The 18348-nt window shown below is 34.7% G+C and carries 19 protein-coding genes and 1 riboswitch; of the genes, 11 read left to right on the forward strand and 8 right to left on the reverse strand.

Annotation, left to right across the window (positions count from 1 at the left end; all coding sequences use genetic code 11):
- Positions 1–78: 78 nt before the first annotated feature.
- Positions 79–330: a GlsB/YeaQ/YmgE family stress response membrane protein gene (locus CW357_RS13890; protein WP_124218359.1), complete on the forward strand. Its 252-nt coding sequence runs from the start codon at positions 79–81 to the stop codon at positions 328–330.
- Between the two features lie 214 nt (positions 331–544).
- Entirely contained in the window at positions 545–1978 is a 1434-nt protein-coding gene (locus CW357_RS13895) for a UDP-N-acetylmuramoyl-L-alanyl-D-glutamate--2,6-diaminopimelate ligase (RefSeq protein ID WP_124218360.1), read from the forward strand.
- Positions 1979–2091: 113 nt separating this feature from the next.
- Here CW357_RS13895 and CW357_RS13900 read toward each other — a convergent pair whose 3' ends face one another.
- Complete coding sequence (locus tag CW357_RS13900) at positions 2092–2406, reverse strand: hypothetical protein (protein WP_124218361.1); 315 nt, start codon at positions 2404–2406, stop codon at positions 2092–2094.
- 119 nt (positions 2407–2525) lie between these two features.
- On the reverse strand, positions 2526–2951 hold the full coding sequence (locus CW357_RS13905; protein ID WP_119417236.1) for an Lrp/AsnC family transcriptional regulator: 426 nt from the start codon (positions 2949–2951) through the stop codon (positions 2526–2528).
- A 107-nt stretch (positions 2952–3058) separates the two neighbouring features.
- On the opposite strand from CW357_RS13905, the gene CW357_RS13910 reads away from it, so the two are divergent.
- Complete coding sequence (locus tag CW357_RS13910; protein WP_124218362.1) at positions 3059–3466, forward strand: carboxymuconolactone decarboxylase family protein; 408 nt, start codon at positions 3059–3061, stop codon at positions 3464–3466.
- A gap of 97 nt (positions 3467–3563) precedes the next feature.
- Here the strand turns inward: CW357_RS13910 and cydC are convergent, their stop codons facing one another.
- Genes cydC through CW357_RS13930 form a run of 4 tightly spaced genes read right to left on the reverse strand, consistent with a single transcriptional unit; the run spans position 3564 to position 9452 of the window.
- Positions 3564–5291: a thiol reductant ABC exporter subunit CydC gene (gene cydC / locus CW357_RS13915; RefSeq protein WP_119417235.1), complete on the reverse strand. Its 1728-nt coding sequence runs from the start codon at positions 5289–5291 to the stop codon at positions 3564–3566.
- A 25-nt stretch (positions 5292–5316) separates the two neighbouring features.
- Positions 5317–7041, reverse strand: a complete 1725-nt coding sequence (gene cydD, locus CW357_RS13920) for a thiol reductant ABC exporter subunit CydD (RefSeq protein ID WP_124218370.1) — start codon at positions 7039–7041, stop codon at positions 5317–5319.
- A gap of 12 nt (positions 7042–7053) precedes the next feature.
- Positions 7054–8055, reverse strand: coding sequence for a cytochrome d ubiquinol oxidase subunit II (gene cydB, locus CW357_RS13925; RefSeq protein WP_119417232.1), 1002 nt, complete (start codon positions 8053–8055; stop codon positions 7054–7056).
- A complete protein-coding gene (locus CW357_RS13930; protein WP_124218363.1) occupies positions 8052–9452 on the reverse strand; it encodes a cytochrome ubiquinol oxidase subunit I in 1401 nt (466 codons plus the stop codon). Before CW357_RS13930 ends, cydB begins: the two co-directional genes overlap by 4 nt.
- Positions 9453–9790: 338 nt before the next feature.
- Between CW357_RS13930 and CW357_RS13935 the strand changes: the two genes are divergently transcribed.
- From CW357_RS13935 to CW357_RS13965, 7 genes are all read left to right on the forward strand, one after another.
- A complete protein-coding gene (locus tag CW357_RS13935; RefSeq protein WP_119417230.1) occupies positions 9791–10786 on the forward strand; it encodes a S66 family peptidase in 996 nt (331 codons plus the stop codon).
- Positions 10787–10950: 164 nt separating this feature from the next.
- The gene (locus tag CW357_RS13940; RefSeq protein WP_119417229.1) at positions 10951–11430 is read left to right on the forward strand and encodes an NUDIX hydrolase; all 480 of its coding nucleotides are present in this window, start codon (positions 10951–10953) and stop codon (positions 11428–11430) included.
- Positions 11431–11474: 44 nt separating this feature from the next.
- Complete coding sequence (locus CW357_RS13945) at positions 11475–11654, forward strand: YjfB family protein (RefSeq protein ID WP_119417228.1); 180 nt, start codon at positions 11475–11477, stop codon at positions 11652–11654.
- Positions 11655–11761: 107 nt separating this feature from the next.
- A complete protein-coding gene (locus CW357_RS13950; protein WP_119417227.1) occupies positions 11762–12073 on the forward strand; it encodes a transposase in 312 nt (103 codons plus the stop codon).
- Between the two features lie 51 nt (positions 12074–12124).
- A complete protein-coding gene (gene ytkD, locus CW357_RS13955) occupies positions 12125–12598 on the forward strand; it encodes an RNA deprotection pyrophosphohydrolase (protein ID WP_119417226.1) in 474 nt (157 codons plus the stop codon).
- Positions 12576–13361: an alpha/beta hydrolase family protein gene (locus CW357_RS13960; protein WP_124218364.1), complete on the forward strand. Its 786-nt coding sequence runs from the start codon at positions 12576–12578 to the stop codon at positions 13359–13361. Before ytkD ends, CW357_RS13960 begins: the two co-directional genes overlap by 23 nt.
- 12 nt (positions 13362–13373) lie before the next feature.
- Positions 13374–13829, forward strand: coding sequence for a hypothetical protein (locus CW357_RS13965; RefSeq protein ID WP_119417224.1), 456 nt, complete (start codon positions 13374–13376; stop codon positions 13827–13829).
- Between the two features lie 363 nt (positions 13830–14192).
- Here the strand turns inward: CW357_RS13965 and pckA are convergent, their stop codons facing one another.
- Positions 14193–15779, reverse strand: coding sequence for a phosphoenolpyruvate carboxykinase (ATP) (pckA, locus tag CW357_RS13970; protein ID WP_124218365.1), 1587 nt, complete (start codon positions 15777–15779; stop codon positions 14193–14195).
- A 200-nt stretch (positions 15780–15979) separates the two neighbouring features.
- Positions 15980–16095, forward strand: a riboswitch (SAM riboswitch).
- Positions 16096–16360: 265 nt separating this feature from the next.
- On the opposite strand from pckA, the gene metK reads away from it, so the two are divergent.
- Positions 16361–17566, forward strand: a complete 1206-nt coding sequence (gene metK, locus CW357_RS13975) for a methionine adenosyltransferase (RefSeq protein ID WP_124218366.1) — start codon at positions 16361–16363, stop codon at positions 17564–17566.
- A gap of 54 nt (positions 17567–17620) precedes the next feature.
- On the opposite strand, the gene CW357_RS13980 is transcribed toward metK, so the two are convergent.
- Positions 17621–18250 (reverse strand): S16 family serine protease, encoded by a 630-nt coding sequence (locus CW357_RS13980; protein WP_164489611.1) that lies wholly within the window; start codon positions 18248–18250, stop codon positions 17621–17623.
- Positions 18251–18348: the final 98 nt, after the last annotated feature.

The raw sequence follows: 18348 nt of genomic DNA on the forward strand, positions 1-18348 counted from the left end.
CTACATTTTAAAAGCGATGTTTAATTTCACGGAAACGGGGAATACATAAGCAGAGTCGAAAGAAAGGAAGTCGATATTATGTTTAGTTTCATTTGGTATTTAATTATTGGCGGTATTTTAGGCTGGTTAGCTGGCCTTATGTTAGGTAAAGATATTCCAGGCGGCATTATAGGAAACATAATTGCAGGTATTATTGGTGCTTGGATCGGTAGTTTAATATTTGGCTCATGGGGACCAAAAATAAGCGATTTCTATATAATACCAGCTTTAATAGGAGCAATTATATTAATTTTTGTTGTTAGCTTCATTTTTAAAGCGATGCGGAAATAGTTAGGTAGCGCGAATTCTAAGTTGGAATTCGCGTTTTATTGTTGTTTTAAGTTATTACCTGTCATTTAGTTTGTACGGAATTTATGTAGAGTAATGAAAGGCTGGGTTTTATTTTCTCAATACATTCGTATAAATTGTTTTTAAAGGGTCATTATAAAAAAGAATTATCAAAATGTCCAATGTGACGTTATGCTTCACTAGGAGTGAATAGATCATGAAACTAAATGCCCTATTAGAACGCATAGAAGAAAATGTTAATGACTCTATGGGTGATTTGGACATCGATGGGATTTCTACTAATTCCGCTGAAATCCAACCCAATGAAATCTTTGTTGCAATCAACGGTTATCGTGTAGATGGACATGATTTTATACAAAATGCAATTGATGCAGGTGCTAAAATTGTTATTGGAGAGAAAAATTTAACAGGATTACCCGTCCCGTATATTAAGGTAGATAATAGTCGCTTTGCACTTGCACAGTTAGCCTGTGAATTTTATGGGAATCCATCGAAAAATAAGAAGATGATCGGTATTACTGGTACAAACGGGAAAACCACCACTTCTTATATGCTTAAACATATTTTAGAATCAGCTGGTAAAAAATGCTCTCTGTTTGGTACGGTTAAAAATGTGATTAATGGAAAAGCTGCTCCTTCATCTAATACTACCCCTGATGCCCTCGAATTAAACAAACAACTTTCTTTAAGTGAAGATGAATATATCATTATGGAAATTTCTTCACATGGCCTTTCGCAATATCGTGTCAATGGTGTTGAATTTGATTTTTGCTTATTTACAAATTTAGACCAAGATCATTTAGATTATCATCGAGATATGGATGAATATTTCTCTGTAAAGGCAAGTCTCTTTGATCAATTGAAGCCTGAAGGTAAAGCAATTATTAATCAATATTGCAATTGGGGTCAAAAACTAGCTGAACAACTAATGGCTAACAATCGTACAATCCATGTAATTGGCGATCAAAATCATCATGATTTACAAATTAATCTTCTAAAATCCGGAAATTCCATCATTACATTTGAAAATACACCTAATATCAATTTAAAGCTCAATATTTTGGGGAAACACAATATATTAAATGCTGCAATGGCTTTTCTAACAGCAAGTAAAATAGGTATTTCACCAGAAGAGATATTACAAGCATTAGAATTATTCCCTGGAGTTCCAGGACGGTTTGAAATGTTTCAACACCCTAAAGGGGCAACAATTGTTGTGGATTATGCACATACGGCAGATGCCTTCAATCATTGTTTACAAACAGCCAAAGAAGAAGGTGCAAATCGCATTTTCCATATCTTTGGCTTCAGGGGAAATCGTGATATTTCCAAAAGAGGTGGAATGGTCAATGTATCGAAAGAAATTAGTGATGTCCATATTCTCACATTTGATGATCTAAATGACGTTAGTTATGAAGAAATGGAAGAAGCATTGAATGTTCTAAGTCAGGGAGGCTATATCATTCCTGATAGAACTTTAGCCATTAAGCAGGTGTTCGAGGATGCTAGCTCAGGTGATTGGGTATGTATAACCGGAAAAGGTGCAGAAAAGTATCAACAAGAGTTCGAAATACCAACAACTTCTGATATAGAAACGGTCCAATTTTTGATCGGACAAATGGAAGGATAATCATGTATACATCTCTAAGCATTTATAAAATGCCGGAGATTTTATATAAATGCCCTACAAAATAAACATTTTGTAGGGTTTTTAATGATGTTTATAAGTATAAAATTTCTGATTTATAAGAAGTAAACAATATAAAAGGTAGAAGTGACCAGAATAACTGCAATATATACATACTTTCTCCAAGAAGATTGAATTCCCGCTAAAGCTAAGGATAAAGCTGTTAGATATATACCTAGGCTGATAAACCCAATCGAATTCCCGATTGTATTACCTATTAAAAGGCTAATTATAAATAAAATAATCGCAATGATGAAGATGACAGTAATTCTGTTATTATGTTTCGTATTCACGAAACATAAATTAGTTAACCCATCTAAAACAAGTCCTAAGAGCAGTCCAGTAAAGAACATATGAGAATACAGATACATGAATCCTCACCACTTTCGAAATTTTCTAACTTCTATAAAGTAATATATGAGAAGTTGACAAGGCGTTTCTAATGAAAACGCCTAGAGGTGAAAAATCCATATATTTGTCTACATTAATTTTAAAAATTTTTATATGTCTTTACTTCAGAAAAAATAAAATTTGTTTTTGTATGAGCTAATGGTTGTAATTCATCTATTGTTTTTTCTGCATCTTCAAAAGTGGTGAAATTCATCTTCAACATAAAACAGGCATCTCCCGCAATTCTATAACAAAAGTCTACATGATTATATGTTTGAATAAGTTCTTTAAAATCGTTATAACGATTATTTTTGATAGTGGCTTCGATAATACACTGTATAGAGTAACCTAAACATTTATCATTAATTTTGACTGTGTATGTTTCGATAACTCCTTTTTCCTCAAGTTGCTTTACTCTTTCTTTAACAGCGGGTGCAGATAAATGAATGCGACGACCTAATTCACTCATTGAGAAACGACTGTCATTAGAAAGCTCTTTTAATATCGATTTATCGATTAAATCTATCATGTGTTTTTACCTTCTTTCTTAAAAGTATTTTTGAAAAATACCTTTAATGTATAATGTGAAATTTCTATTATTAATCTTACAATATTTTATAGGAGGGATACAAAATGACATTAATTTCATATTCAAAAATAGGCTCTACACCATTTCAAAAATTGTTAGGGCATAATACAAGGATTATGGAAAAGTGGAATAATTTAAGCGAAGAATTAGAGAAGGATGGTTTTCTATCTGCAATGTTAAAGGAGCAAGTAAGAAGAACGCTTGCACAGGAAAATGGTTGTGAATATTGTAAAGCAAAGGGGAAACCTGATAACAAATACTATGATGAGAAAATAACGGTGAGTGTTGGATTTGCACAAGCTTTTCTTACTTACAAAGGGAAAACCCCCTCTGCTATTGTCAATATTTTAAAGGATTGTCTTTGTGATGAGGAAATAAGTGAACTTATTGCTTTCATATGTTTTACAACAGCATCACAATACTTTGGCGCATTGATGCAATTAGAGGCTTGAGATGAAATATTGTTTAGAATGAGATTGTTTCTAAAATATTAGCAGACAGAAAAGGAACAACGAGATCATCGTTGTTCCTTTTCTTTCAAACTATACTTTACTCCATCATTGGATGATCTAATGTATATAACCTTCGATATCGAGCATTACTTGAAAGTAATTGTTGATGTGTGCCTTCTAAGTAAACTGAACCATCTTCTATGAACATAACTCGATCCATATGATCGACACCGGCTAAGTGGTGCGTTATCCAAATAATTGTTTTTCCTTGTAAGGCTTTAAAAATAGTATCGATTAGCTTTTGTTCAGTAATTGCATCAAGACCTACTGTCGGTTCGTCAAGAATTACAATGGGGGTATCTTGTAACAAAATTCGTGCTAATGCAATACGTTGGCGTTCTCCTCCTGAAAAGCGTTCTCCAAGTTCTTGCATGCGAGTATTGTAGCCATCTGGAAGCGATTCGATATAACTATGCATTTGTACTTTTTTAGCCGCTTCCATAACCTCTTCATCAGTAGCATGTATATTTCCTAAACGAATATTATTCATCACAGTAGAGTCAAATAAGTGTGGCTTTTGTTCGAGAACCCCAACGTAAGTAGCTATGTCCTCCTGAATTGAAGATGAATTTTGACCATTCAGTTGTACTGTGCCATCAGATGGAGGAATGACGCCCAATATAAGTTTTGCAATTGTACTTTTACCAGATCCTGTTTTCCCTAAAATAGCGATTTTCTCACCTTGCTTAAATTGTAGATTAAGCTTCTTTAAGACGGCACTCTGTTCTTTGTCATATTTAAATGAAACATCGTTAAATGTGATGTTAATAGGTTGCCCTTTCATAGTATTGACATGTTCTTTTGTGCCAACATTAGCTGCTTCAATCTTATTTAATCGGTGTAGAGAAGTCTCGTAACTAGGAATATGGCTTATAGCATCTGGAACAGGTGAAAAAGCTTCTGCTAAAGGGAATACTACTAATACGAATGCAGCAATCCAAATATGAGCAAAGTCACCTGCATTTGCATTCGTTGCAGCAAAACAAATCATTACTAATGTCATGAGTACAACTATTACTTGAAATAACAAATTACGTCGACGATTAAAAGTGTCCATTTGATATTCTAAAATATCTTGTTTCTCTTCAATTTTTTCATAATCCGTTAAAAAGATTTGCTGTTTTCCACTAATCTTCCAATCGCTTAATCCCATTACTGCATCAGTAAGCGAAGCATATAATTCACTACGAATTACTTTCATCTGCATTAATCGTTTACGATTGGCTAACAACGATACAAGTGGAATGACGATTAATAGTACAAATAATAATAATGCTATTAATAACGCAAAGGGAATAGAGAAAAAACCTAACGCTACAACAGAAATGAAAAACAAAACAGTCGCAAATACACTAGGAAAAATAGTTTTCAAATAAAAGTTTTGCAAATGTTCGATATCATCAGCTAGAACACCAAGTAAATTACCCGTAGAAAAACGATTTGATAGTGTTAAAGCTTGTGATTCTAAATTTTTATATAATCGTACACGCATGTTTGACACGATTTTCAAGACAAATGAGTGGCTTGTCAGCTGATTTAAATAATTAAATACAGGACGAAAAATCCCAAATGTCCGTACGAGTACAATGGGTACGTATACTAGTAGAATGTTTTCTGGGCGTGTAGCAGATTTTGAAATCAAATACCCGGATGTGAACATGAGCGCGCTTGCGCATATAAATGTCATTGTTCCTAGGAAAAAGACTAGCAATAAATGTTTTTTATTTTGCTTTAAATAAGGCTTTACCCATGTATGTTTGAGGATATTTTGTTGTTTTGTCGTCATAACATTAAGCCTCCGTTCCATGGGATTGTTGTTTTACCAATTGATAGTAATACCCTTTTTTGGCTATAAGTTCTTTATGGGTACCTTGTTCAACAATTTCACCATGATCCATCACAAGTATTAAGTCCATATCCATCATCCAGTGTAGTCGGTGCGTAGCAAAGAAGACTAACCGATTTTTAAATAATGGTAACATCCTTTGTTTAATTTCCCATTCAGTTTCAATATCTAGATGAGCTGTTGGTTCGTCAAATAGTAAAATTTTGCGAGAATCATCCAAGAAGGCACGAGCTAGTGCAATTCGTTGTTCTTGGCCACCACTTAAAGTACGACCAGTTTCACCAATCATTTCATCATAGCCATTTGGTAGCGAAGCAATAACATCACTTAAACCGGCTCTTTCACAGGCATTCTCAATTTGTTTATTTGTTGAGTTTTTCGTGTAAAAAGCCACATTATTTCGAATTGTATTATGAAAAATATAGGGATGTTGAGGGATATAGTAAATTTGGTTTTGCCAATTTTTATTGTTAAAAGAACTAATGGTTTCACCGTTTAGTAAGATATCTGTATTTTTTGTTTCAACAAATCCGCTTAATGCATTGATTAACGTAGATTTACCAGAACCACTTGCACCAATAATTCCTACATTTTGAAAACCTCTAATCGTAAATTTTACATCATGTAATGAAGGCTGATTTGCCTCTTCATGCTGCACTGTTAAGTTTTTAATATTTAGGGTAGATTGTGCATCCCATTTCGTAATTTCTTTCTGGTCTTGTTTATATAAGGGCTTCGCTAATATAGATGAAATGGCTGTAAATGCATTTTTTCCATCTAATGTTGCGTGATAATCTGCTCCAAACTCCCGTATCGGAGCAAAGTATTCGGGTGCTAAAATTAGAATGATTAAGGATGGAAGAAGAACTAATGTACCTTTGATCAACCCCAATCCTAAAAATAGAGCCACAATAGCAATCGAAATGCTTGTAAAGAATTCTAATGCAAATGTGGAGAGAAAAGCGATGGCTAAAGTTCCCATTGTAGCTTTTCGATATTGTTCACTTACCTTCTTTATATTCCGATCGTATTTTTTACTTAGTCCTAAAAAGCGTAGTGTTTTTAATCCGCGAAGTGAGTCAACAAAATGGTTTGATAAAATTTGATACGATTCATATTGTTTATCAGCTTTTACGCGTGCAGCAATGCCTAATAAAATTAAGAAAAAGATGAGAACAGGAAGAACAAGTAAAAGTATTAGAGCTGACGTTGTATCAAGTGTTAACGTATAAATGAATATCAAAATAGGAATGACGCTCATATTAACTACTTTAGGTAAGAATAATTGAACATATTGTTCAACATTTGAGATACCTTCTAAATTTAAAGTGACCATATTTCCTGTACCTTCAGTAGCTGTAATATTCGGACCAAGATTAAATAATTTTGTATTTAGTTCCTTCCTTAAATCAGAACCTATCTTCATCGAAAAACGTTTCATATATTTTTCTCTAAAGTATATGATAGTTTGTTTTAACATGAAAAAGATAAAAAATAACGACATAGGGAGCAGCTGATTAGCCAGCTGCTCCTTATGGAATAGATTTGTAATTGTCATCGCTAGATAAATGGCTTGGAGTATAGTGAATACACCTTGCAAAGTGGCCATCACAAACAAGAAACCAATTGTTCTTTTAAAACCATTTAGTTTAAATAGCGCTTTGTCAATCATTTATGTCACCTATTTCTTAGGGCTAATACGTTTACGGAATACGTAGTAGCTCCAAATTTGGTAGCCTAAAACAAATGGTAATAATGTGAAGGCTACTTTTGTCATAACAGATAACGTGTAATGCCCACTTGCTGCATTTTCAATTGTTAGATTGAATGCAGGGTCAATTGAGCTGATCATAACACGAGGGAATAAGCCGATAAATAACATTGCTACTACAAAAGCAATGGCAAGTCCCGAAGACGTAAAAGCAATTTTTTCGTCTCTCTTATTGGCAAACAGCCAGCCCAGTATTGTAGCAATAACTGTTAATGCTAGTAATGCTGGAGTTGCGATTGGACGAACTGTGAATAAATCTGTTTGTAAATAAGTTAATACAGCAAAAACGATTTCTCCAACGAACAATAGAATATAAACTTTGTTTAATAATGAGATAGCTCTAGTATGAACATCACCAGTTGTACGTAAACCAATAAATGTTAAGCCGTGGACAAGTGAAAGTAGAACAACAGCAAGTCCACCAATAAGTGAGTAAATATTTACAAAATCACTAAATGAACCAAATAGATGCATGTCTTGGTTAATAGGCATTCCTTTAACAAGACTTGTAAATAACATTCCTAATAAGAATGGTGCACCGATACTACCGATAAAGAATAACCAATGCCAAATATTTTTTGCTTTGTCGGTTTTAACATGGTGACTATACTCAATTCCCACCCCACGAATAATTAGGACAAGTAGGAGGAGGACAAATAATGTATAGTATCCAGAGAACATCGTAGCGTACCAGTTTGGGAAGGCGGCAAAGAGCGCACCACCCGCTGTAATAAGCCATACTTCGTTTGCATCCCAGAATGGCCCTATAGTGTCCATTAATTGTTCACGTTCATGTTTATTTCTGGCAAGTAAGCGTGTTGACATCCCTACACCAAAGTCAAATCCTTCTAAGAAAAAGAATCCGATGAAGAGGACCGCGATTAATACGAACCATAGTTCTTCTAAAGTCATTCTTCAAACGCCTCCTTGTCCATTAAATCTACTTTTGAGTCGGATTTTTTATTAATAATCATATCTGGTCCTTGTTTGGCAATTCTAGCTACTAGGATGATTAAAACAATTGCAAGAATGACATACAAGGTACTAAAAGAAATTGTTGAGAATAGAATTTGTCCTTTCGATACGTTAGGTGAAATCGATTGGGCTGTAGTGTAATAGCCGAATACTGTCCAAGGTTGGCGACCAATTTCTGTCATGATCCAACCCGCAGTGTTCGCGATAAATGGTAAAGCAATTGATACTAATAAAACTTGTAAAAACCATTTTTTATCTTCTAATGTTTTACGGTTTGCAAACCATAAACCTAATAATGAAATAACGATCATTAAACCACCAAATCCAGCCATAATACGGAAACTCCAGAAAACGGTTTTGACAGGTGGAATATAGTTAATATTCTCTCCATATAATTTTTCATATTTTGCTTGGAGTGTTTTCATGCCTTCAACAGAACCATCAAATTCACTGTAAGCAAGATAACTTAATAGATAAGGAATATTTACCTCCCACTTATTTTCTTTGTTTTCTGTATAAATTCCTCCAACTATAGTCCAAGCTGCAGGATCACCGGAATCTTCCCATAATGCTTCAGAAGCAGCCATTTTCATCGGTTGTGATGACATTAAATGTTGGGCTTGTGTATGACCAGAAAGAGCAATCCCGATGCCGGCGATACAAGCGATTACCATTGCATAATTAAATGTTTTTTTGAAAAATTCTGTATTTCGTTTTTTTAATAAGTTATATGCGCAAATGCCGGCAACGACGAATGTACCTGTAGCAAGTGCACCAAAAATAGTATGTGGAAATTCGACTAATAATTGTGGGTTAGTTAATAACGCCATAAAGTCTGTTAAAACAGCTTTTCCATTTTCAATCTTGAATCCAACTGGCTCTTGCATGAAGGAATTAGCTGCTAAAATCCAAAGTGCAGATAATGTTGTTCCAAAAGTAACAAGCCATGCTGAAAGTGCAATAACCCACTTAGGCAATTTGTTTCGTCCAAACATCCAAACGCCTATAAAAGTAGATTCCATAAAGAATGCAAGTAAGGCTTCAACTGCTAATGGTGCTCCAAAAACGTCTCCCATGAAGCGAGAGTATTCTGACCAGTTCATCCCAAATTGGAATTCTTGCAAAATACCTGTGACAACCCCAATTGCAAAAGATATAAGGAAAATCTTCCCCCAATATAAAGACATGTCTAAGTAAATTTTCTTCTTCTTCCATACATACATAGTTTCAAATATAGATACTAGGAATATCATAGAAATTGAAAATGGAACGAAGAAAAAGTGGAAAATGGTTGTGATTGCATATTGAATTCTAGCTAAAATCAAAACATCCATTTAAACTTCCTCCTAAGAAAACTGTTATTTTAACTTCACTTACAGTATAAAACTTGTTTTTCTTAAAAGAAGAGGCGAATTAGTCCAAAGTGTAACGATATTGTGGTAAAAATGTGTCATTTTCTATTAGTTATTTTGAAATGATGGGTTTTAGTGATTATTACTCAAATTCTTCATATTTTCTTCATACTTATTTCATATTTTTGTTATTTCTTGTATGAAAGTGATAGTTTATCCAGATTTACAATAAACAATTAAGTGCTACTAATTGAGTAGATTAATGATCAATAATGTGTAGTATACTTACAATACTTCATAATAATAGAAGGGTGGTAGCTATGTTGTTTGAAAAGTTAAAACAAGGAGATACAATCGGTATTTTTTCATCATCTTCACCCGTCACTGTAACTTCAAAGGTTAGATATGAGCGTAGTAAACGATTTTTAGAAGAAAAGGGATTCTACATAAAAGAGGGAAGTTTGACAGGAAAACAAGATTATTATCGTAGTGGCACTCCAAAAGAACGCGCTGAGGAACTAAATGAGTTGTTGCGAGATCCTAAAGTAAAGATGGTTATGTCAACGATAGGTGGTACGAATTCAAATAGTCTATTGCCTTATATAGATTATGAAGCATTTCGATGTTCACCAAAGTTGATCATTGGTTATTCTGATGCAACCGCTATTCTCCTAGCGTTATATGCAAAAACCAATATACCTGTATTCTATGGACCAGCTATAGTTCCTTCATTTGGTGAATTTGAACCACTCGTATCTGATACTTACCAGTATTTTGAAAATTTATTTGTAGCTAAAAAATCCCTTCCTTACAGTATTCCTACTCCTGACAAATGGTCTGATGAGTGTGTTAACTGGTTGGAAAAAACACAAGAAAAAACGTTATATAATAACGAATGGATTTGTGTTAATGGAGGTGTAGCAGAAGGCCGCCTTATTGGTGGTAATGTAAATACGATGTATGGATTTATAGGTACAGAATATTTTCCTGAGATCAAGAAAGGAGATATTCTGCTAATTGAAGATAGTGCGAAAGATGCTGCAACAGTGGAAAAGAATTTTGCAATGCTAAAATTACATGGTGTTTTTGATAAAGTGGCTGGTATTATTCTAGGAAAACATGAACTTTTTGATGATCTTGGCACAGGCAGAAGACCTTTTGAAATACTTGTGGAGCAAATTGATCAACTACATATTCCAATTTTAGCTGAGTTTGACTGTGCACATACGCATCCTATGCATGCTATGCCGATTGGAAGAAAGATTAAATTAGATACAAATAGAAAAGAAGTTTTACTAGTAGAAGATTGGCTATAGCAAGAGTTTAAAAAATGGTTTTATAAATAACTGAATAGTTAGAAATAATTCATTTTAAATGAAACATTATTCAGATACATATCGTTTATTCCTGTGATTGGTGTAGAAAACAACTTACGCTGATTGATTTTCGCTTTATTTTAGAGAGGGAAAGGGGAAATCATATGGGATATGTATCGGAATTAAGAGCGCTAGTAGGTAGTCGTCCACTAATACTTCCAGGAGCAAATGTGATTTTATTAAACTCTGATCACCAATTATTGTTGCAGTTAAGACAAGACAATAATTGTTGGGGATTGCCGGGTGGTGCATTAGAACCGGGCGAAACACTAGAACAAGCGGCAAAAAGGGAATTGTATGAAGAAACAGGATTAAAGGCAAAATCACTTAACTTGTTTAATATATTTTCTGGGGAAAACTTTTACTATCAATATCCACATGGCGATGAAGTTTATAATGTGATCACTTCATTCATATGTACCGACTATGATGGAGAACTCAAATTAGATATAGAAGAAGTAAAAGAACTTCGATTTTTTGATATAAAGCAATTACCTGAAAAGATAAGTCCTCCGGAATTGCCGATTATAATGAAGTTCCTTGAACAAATAGATGATGAAAAATCAATCAAAAAATGTAGATAGATTATTTTCTCCCGATATAAATACTATAAAGGGGGAATTGAAAATTGGAATTGAATTCAATTATGAATACACAACTTTTAGAACTACAACAAACAGTTCAAATGAGTGTTTTGCAAAATGCCATGAATATGGAAACAACTTCAGCAGTTCAATTGTTAGAACAAATGCCAGAACAACCAGCAGTTCATCCGTACAAAGGTTCCGTTATAGATATTCAAGTATAAATGACTTCAAACGTAAAGCTTAGTGGACATCCTATTTCGATTATAGGATGTCTTTTTTGTATAAAAATATTTTAAATAAACCAAGCTATGAAAAAAGGAGAATTCAAATGTCTAATAATGTTGATGTTTATATATCTGTCATGCACAAATATTATAATTTTGCACCACAACTTGCCCCATATGAATTTCACATAAATGTAGATCCATCTATGTTAAGAATTTTTGATGTATTGTTCGAACAAATGACTAGTTGGGATAATGATGGAATGTGGAGAGCCCAACTTCCTGCTGTTCCGTATCATTTTGATGAGCAAAATGATGAGGTAGATTTCCGTTTGATGAAGATATATGCTCTTATTCATGAGTTTGGAGATAAAGAAACGAAAAAATTCATTGAACAAATGCCTTACTATAGTTGATAGTTGATGGCTCCTTCGCTACACTAAAGGTAATAAGGAGTGAGCGAAGGTATGTTTACATATACAGATTTAAATGGTAATGGCTGTGAATTGTCATTTAAGAAAAATGCATTTTCTATTGCACCAAAACATGTGCTTGTATTAGCAAAGTATGAAGGAAAATGGTTACTTACAGATCATCCAAAACGCGGGTATGAATTTCCTGGTGGTAAAGTAGAACAAGGTGAAACTATAGAGGATGCTGCAAAAAGGGAAGTATTTGAGGAAACGGGAGCTTCAATTGGACAATTAGAGTGGTTAGCGACTTATATGGTTCAAGAGGAAATGCCTTTTACAAAAGCAGTTTTTACTGCATCTGTAGAAACGATTGATCGAAACCATCCAAATGTAGAAACAAGAGGCGTCATATTAATGACTGAAGAAGAATTATTAGCAAATGAGCATTTAAGTTTCTACATGAAAGATTTGGGCATGAAGAAGATTCTTGAAAAGGTGAGTGAACGTGAAGATAAATGGGAAAATTGAAAGCTTAAGGGATTATCCATCGCCTAATCCACGTGTTACATTAAAAGAAATAACATATTGGTCTGATGGTTTACGTGTAAAAGGCTTACTTGCTACTCCTGTTACTCATGCAAATTATGAAGGTATACTTTATTTGCGCGGTGGTATGCAGGGAGTAGGTATGGTGCGTCCTGCTAGAATCACTCAACTTGCTTCACATGGTTTCACTGTATTTGCACCATACTACAGAGGAACACGTGGTGGTGAAGGACGAGATGAATTCGGTGGTAAAGACCGATTAGATGCAGTTAATGCAGTGGAGGTTTTAAAGGAGTTTTGTAAAAAGGATCGTATTCATCTTTTCGCTTTCTCAAGAGGTGGTATTATGGCGCTATGGACGGGAATATTGCGCGATGATATTACTTCAATCGTGACATGGGGTGGCGTATCAAATGTAACCTATACGTACGAAGAAAGAACAGATATGCGAAGAATGATGAAAAGAGTATTTGGCGGTTCACCTCGGACAAATCCAATAGCATACGAAGAACGTACACCAATTGTCCATTTAAAAGACCTACATGCTTCAGTATTAATCATACATGGAATGCATGATGAGAATGTTGGATTCAAACATGCGCAGTTGTTAGAAAAAAATTTGAAAAATTTAAATAAACATGTAGAGACTTGGTATTATCCCGAATATACGCATTTTTTCCCGAGCGATATTAATCGGAGAGTTGTAGATGATGCCTGTCAGTGGATGAAGTTACAACATTCATAGGGGTGGCGAATTGTGGGCTATATTAAAGCGAGGGTGGACCCTGAAAAGCTAAAAAATAATAAATTGAAGTTTGAAGAAAAGTATCCTTATTGGGAAGAATTGTGGACCAATTACACAGAACCTTATTCTGAAGTTCAAATTCAAAATTGGAAAGAAGAAAAACAAGCAATCGAAGAATTAGAACAAATTAGTTATGTTTCAAGAAGTGAAGGACTTGTGAAAATCCAACTGGTTGTGTTGGAAGAAGATACACGAAATTACTTTAAAAATAAGCCACATATTGAGGGTAAGCTCAAATGGTTTTCCATTCTCTTTCATGATGATGAAATGAGAGAGGGTATAGAGATCCGTAATTATGGAGAAGAAGTTTTCTTTAACCAAGTAACAAAGGATGAAGCTGAAGGAATTGTCCATATGTTTGAAGAGTTTAAATTGATCGTCGAATTTGTACCAGATGATACAGATTAATGAAAACATTACACATTTGTTGTAATGTTTTTTTGTTGTGCAGAAATGTGGGGGAGATTTTATGACGTAAATTGCTTAGAGAGCGGATAAAATTTGAATTCGAGCGGATAAATGGATCACAGGAGCGGATAAAACCGTCTCAGGAGCGAATAAAACTATCTCAAGAGCGGATAAACCAATCACAGGAGCGGATAAACGGACCACCAGAGCGTATAAACCCATCCCAGGAGAAAATAAATTCATTTCACCATAAACGCTAAAGTCTCTCCAGATAAAAAATGCACAAAAAAACGAGCAGTTGAATATACTGCTCGTTTTTCATACGATTTTGGATTTACTTATAGGTTTTTAAATAATTTTTAGTTAAGCGAGTGGTGCACCATTTTTAGTGATTTCTTCTGCTGCTGCACCGAATTTTTTAAAGTTTTCATGGAACATACCAGCTAATTCTGTTGCTTTTTTATCATAAGCTTCTTTATTAGCCCAAGCATTACGTGGATTTAAAAGATTTGTTGGTACACCTTCGATTGCAGTTGGCATTGCAAGACCGAAGATAGGGTCTTTGTCAGTAAATACATCATTAAGTTTACCGTCGATAGCATCGCGTACCATTTTACGAGTGTAAGAAAGTTTCATACGACTACCTTCACCATAACTTCCGCCAGTCCAACCAGTGTTTACTAAGAATACATTTACTTGGTGTTCATCAATTTTCTTCCCTAACATTTCTGCATAAACAGTAGCGTGTAATGGGAAGAAAGGAGCTCCGAAGCAAGTTGAAAATACAGGTTCAGGTTCTACAACACCACGTTCTGTACCAGGTGTTTTTGAAGTGAAACCTGATAAGAAGTGATACATTGCCTGTTCTTTCGTTAACTTACTAATAGGAGGTAAAACTCCAAAAGCATCTGCTGTTAAGAAAATAACAGTTTTTGGATGACCTGCAATAGAAGGATCAACGATATTTTCGATGTTTTGGATTGGGTATGCAACACGAGTATTTTGTGTTAGTGTCTCATCATCGTAGTCAGGAATTCGAGTTTCGGAATCTACGATAACATTTTCAAGCACTGTACCGAATGTGATAGCATTATAAATTTCAGGTTCTTTTTCAGCTGAAAGGTTGATTGTTTTTGCATAGCAACCACCTTCAATATTGAACACGCCGTTATCAGACCAACCATGTTCATCGTCACCGATTAGTTTACGATTACCATCAGCTGATAACGTTGTTTTACCAGTACCTGATAAACCAAAGAATAGAGCAACGTCACCTTGTTCGCCTACATTTGCAGAACAATGCATTGGCAGGATTCCGTTTTGTGGTAATAAGTAATTCATAATACCGAAGATAGATTTTTTCATTTCCCCAGCGTATTCAGTGCCGCCGATTAAAATAATACGTTTTTCTAAAGATACGATGATGAAAGTTTCTGAAGCTGTACCATCAACTTTTGGGTCCGCTTTAAAAGTAGGAGCGGATAAAATAGTGAAATCAGCTTCATGTGCATTTAGTTCTTCATCAGTAGGACGGATGAATAGTTGGTGAGCAAATAGATTATGCCAAGCGTATTCATTAACAACGCGGATTGCTAAGCGAGAATCTTTGTCTGCACCTGCAAAGCCTTTAAACACAAAAACTTCTTCTTTTTGTTTTAAATAGTTAACAACTTTGTTATATAATGAATCAAATACTTCTGCAGAAATTGGTTGGTTAATCTTACCCCAATCAATTTGATCTTTAGAAGATTCTTCGACTACCATAAATTTATCTTTAGGTGAACGACCTGTATATTTGCCTGTTACTGCACGAACAGCGCCATCTACTGTTAAGATTGCTTCACCGCGGGAAGTTGCTTTTTCCACTAATTGTGGGACTGAAATTTGTTCTGAAATGTTATTTCCTTGTAATAAACCCTTCAGTTCATTCGCAATTTCTACTGAATTCATCTTTGTTCGTACCTTCCTTTTTATGTTATTACCCTTTAAAAGGGTTTCTATTCTTCATCTCGAGAATTAGTATAACACATTGAAATGAATAGTCTATACTAATAGGGATTTATTTTTATGATTTTGATTTTTTTGTTACTATAAGAAAATAAGTTTGACTTTCATAGTAATATCACTTACTATATGCATTAGAACGGATACTCTTATCCCGAGCTGGTGGAGGGTCAGGCCCTATGAAGCCCGGCAACCTGCATTATCTTTCACGTGATGCGTTGGTGCTAATCTGATGCAAGGAAGATTCCTTGAACGATAAGAGTGAAAGGTGCTTACGAAACATATCCTTTCCTCATTGATTTTCGATGAGTGAAAGGTTTTTTTTTTTCAAAAAATAGAAGCAAATCTGATTTGTTTCATTATTATATGCGATTTGTTGCATTCTATTTATATTATGGCACTTTCTATATCCTCGTGTTAAAAAAGCAGCTTATAGCTGGCTTGACGTTTAGAACTTAAACGGACATGGGTAATGAGTACCGTATCTTTTTTTCGAGAGGATCTCGTTGATAATAGGAGGAAACCAAATGACAAACAGAAGATTATTTACTTCAGAAAGCGTAACAGAAGGACACCCAGATAAAATTTGTGACCAAATTTCAGATGCAATTTTGGATGCTGTTTTAGCAAAAGATCCAAATGCACGTGTAGCATGTGAAACAACGGTTACAACAGGTCTAGTACTTGTAACAGGTGAGTTAACAACTACTACGTATGTAGATATGAAAGGTATTGTTCGCGATACAGTAGCGGAAATTGGCTACACTCGTGGTAAATACGGTTTTGATGCAGAAAACCTAGCAGTACTTGTTGCTGTAGGTGAACAATCACCTGATATCGCACAAGGTGTTGACAAAGCATTAGAAGCACGTGAAGGATCTATGACAGATGCAGACATTGAAGCAATTGGTGCAGGGGACCAAGGTTTAATGTTCGGCTATGCTTGCAACGAAACACCTGAGTTAATGCCACTTCCAATTAGCTTGGCACATAAATTAGCTCGTCGTTTAACAGAAGTTCGTAAATCAGGCCAATTAGATTACTTACGTCCTGATGGTAAAACACAAGTAACCATCGAGTATGATGAAAATAACCATCCAGTTAGAGTAGACACAATTGTTATTTCTACTCAACACGATGAAGAAGTATCTTTAGACCAAATTAAAAAAGATTTAAAAGCAGAAGTTATTGCCAAAGTTGTACCGGCAGAACTTCTAGATGACAACACAAAATACTTCATCAATCCAACAGGCCGTTTCGTAATTGGTGGCCCTAAAGGTGATGCAGGTCTTACTGGTCGTAAAATCATCGTCGATACTTACGGTGGATATGCTCGTCATGGTGGCGGTGCTTTCTCTGGGAAAGATGCTACAAAAGTTGACCGTTCTGGTGCATATGCAGCTCGTTATGTTGCGAAAAATATTGTTGCCGCAGGTCTTGCAGAACGTGCAGAAGTACAACTTGCATATGCAATCGGTGTTGCACAACCAGTATCAATCGCAGTCGATACTTTCGGTACTGGGAAAGTTAAAGAGAGTGATCTAGTAGAAGCAGTTCGAGAATTCTTTGACTTACGTCCAGCAGGAATTATAAAAATGCTTGACCTACGTCGCCCAATTTACAAACAAACAGCAGCTTACGGTCACTTTGGTCGTACAGACTTGAATGTGCCTTGGGAAAATACAGACAAAGCAGCAGCATTAAAAGCTAAATTTGCTGTTTCTCCAAAATAAAAGTGAAGTTTTAACAAAATAAAAAAGTCGTTCACAAAAAAGTGATCGACTTTTTTATTTTTCATTAATCTTTTCAACAACATCAATTGCCTCATCAATTGTTGCTACATCAAAAATTTGAATATTACTATTAATCGCCTTTCGTATCTTAATAGCTTCTTTTTTATTTTCGCTTGGAATAATCATATAAGAAATGCCTGAAATACTAGCGATTTGGATTTTTTCTTTTAACGCACCAATTGGTTTTACGTCTCCATTTTTGTCAATTGATCCAGTTATGGCAATAGGGTGTTCGTTTTGCAAATCTCCATTTTTAACCTTTCCAGATAATACAAGTGCTAAACCTCCGCTATCTCCACCAATACGTTCTCTATTTAGAAATGCATCTATTTTTTGATTAGTTTTTTGATCAGTTTGATTTAAATAGTAACTAACATTTTTCTTCATTTGTTCAGTAGTGTCTTCTTTAAGATGAAGCCAGCTTAAAAGTTGTCTATTTTTACTAGCATAGCGATCTTTATTATCACCTTCAACGATAGCAAGTGGCTTGACATGTTGTCTTTCTAAGATTTTCGAAACATCTAATTTATTTTTTGTTAAAGAGAATTCTACACTATTCACACCAAGTAAATAGATATTAGTCCCTTCGATAATTTCCTCAGGTGGCTGATAAAGAAGTGCCACATGTGTTGTAGCATCATAAAAAATTAGCGGAAGCTCATAACAAAATAATATAAAAAGTATACAAACTGCATAGCTGATTTTTCTTTTGTATACTTTTT

Source organism: Rummeliibacillus sp. TYF005 (genome assembly GCF_003844195.1).
In the GTDB taxonomy this organism is placed as follows: Bacteria; Bacillota; Bacilli; order Bacillales_A; family Planococcaceae; genus Rummeliibacillus.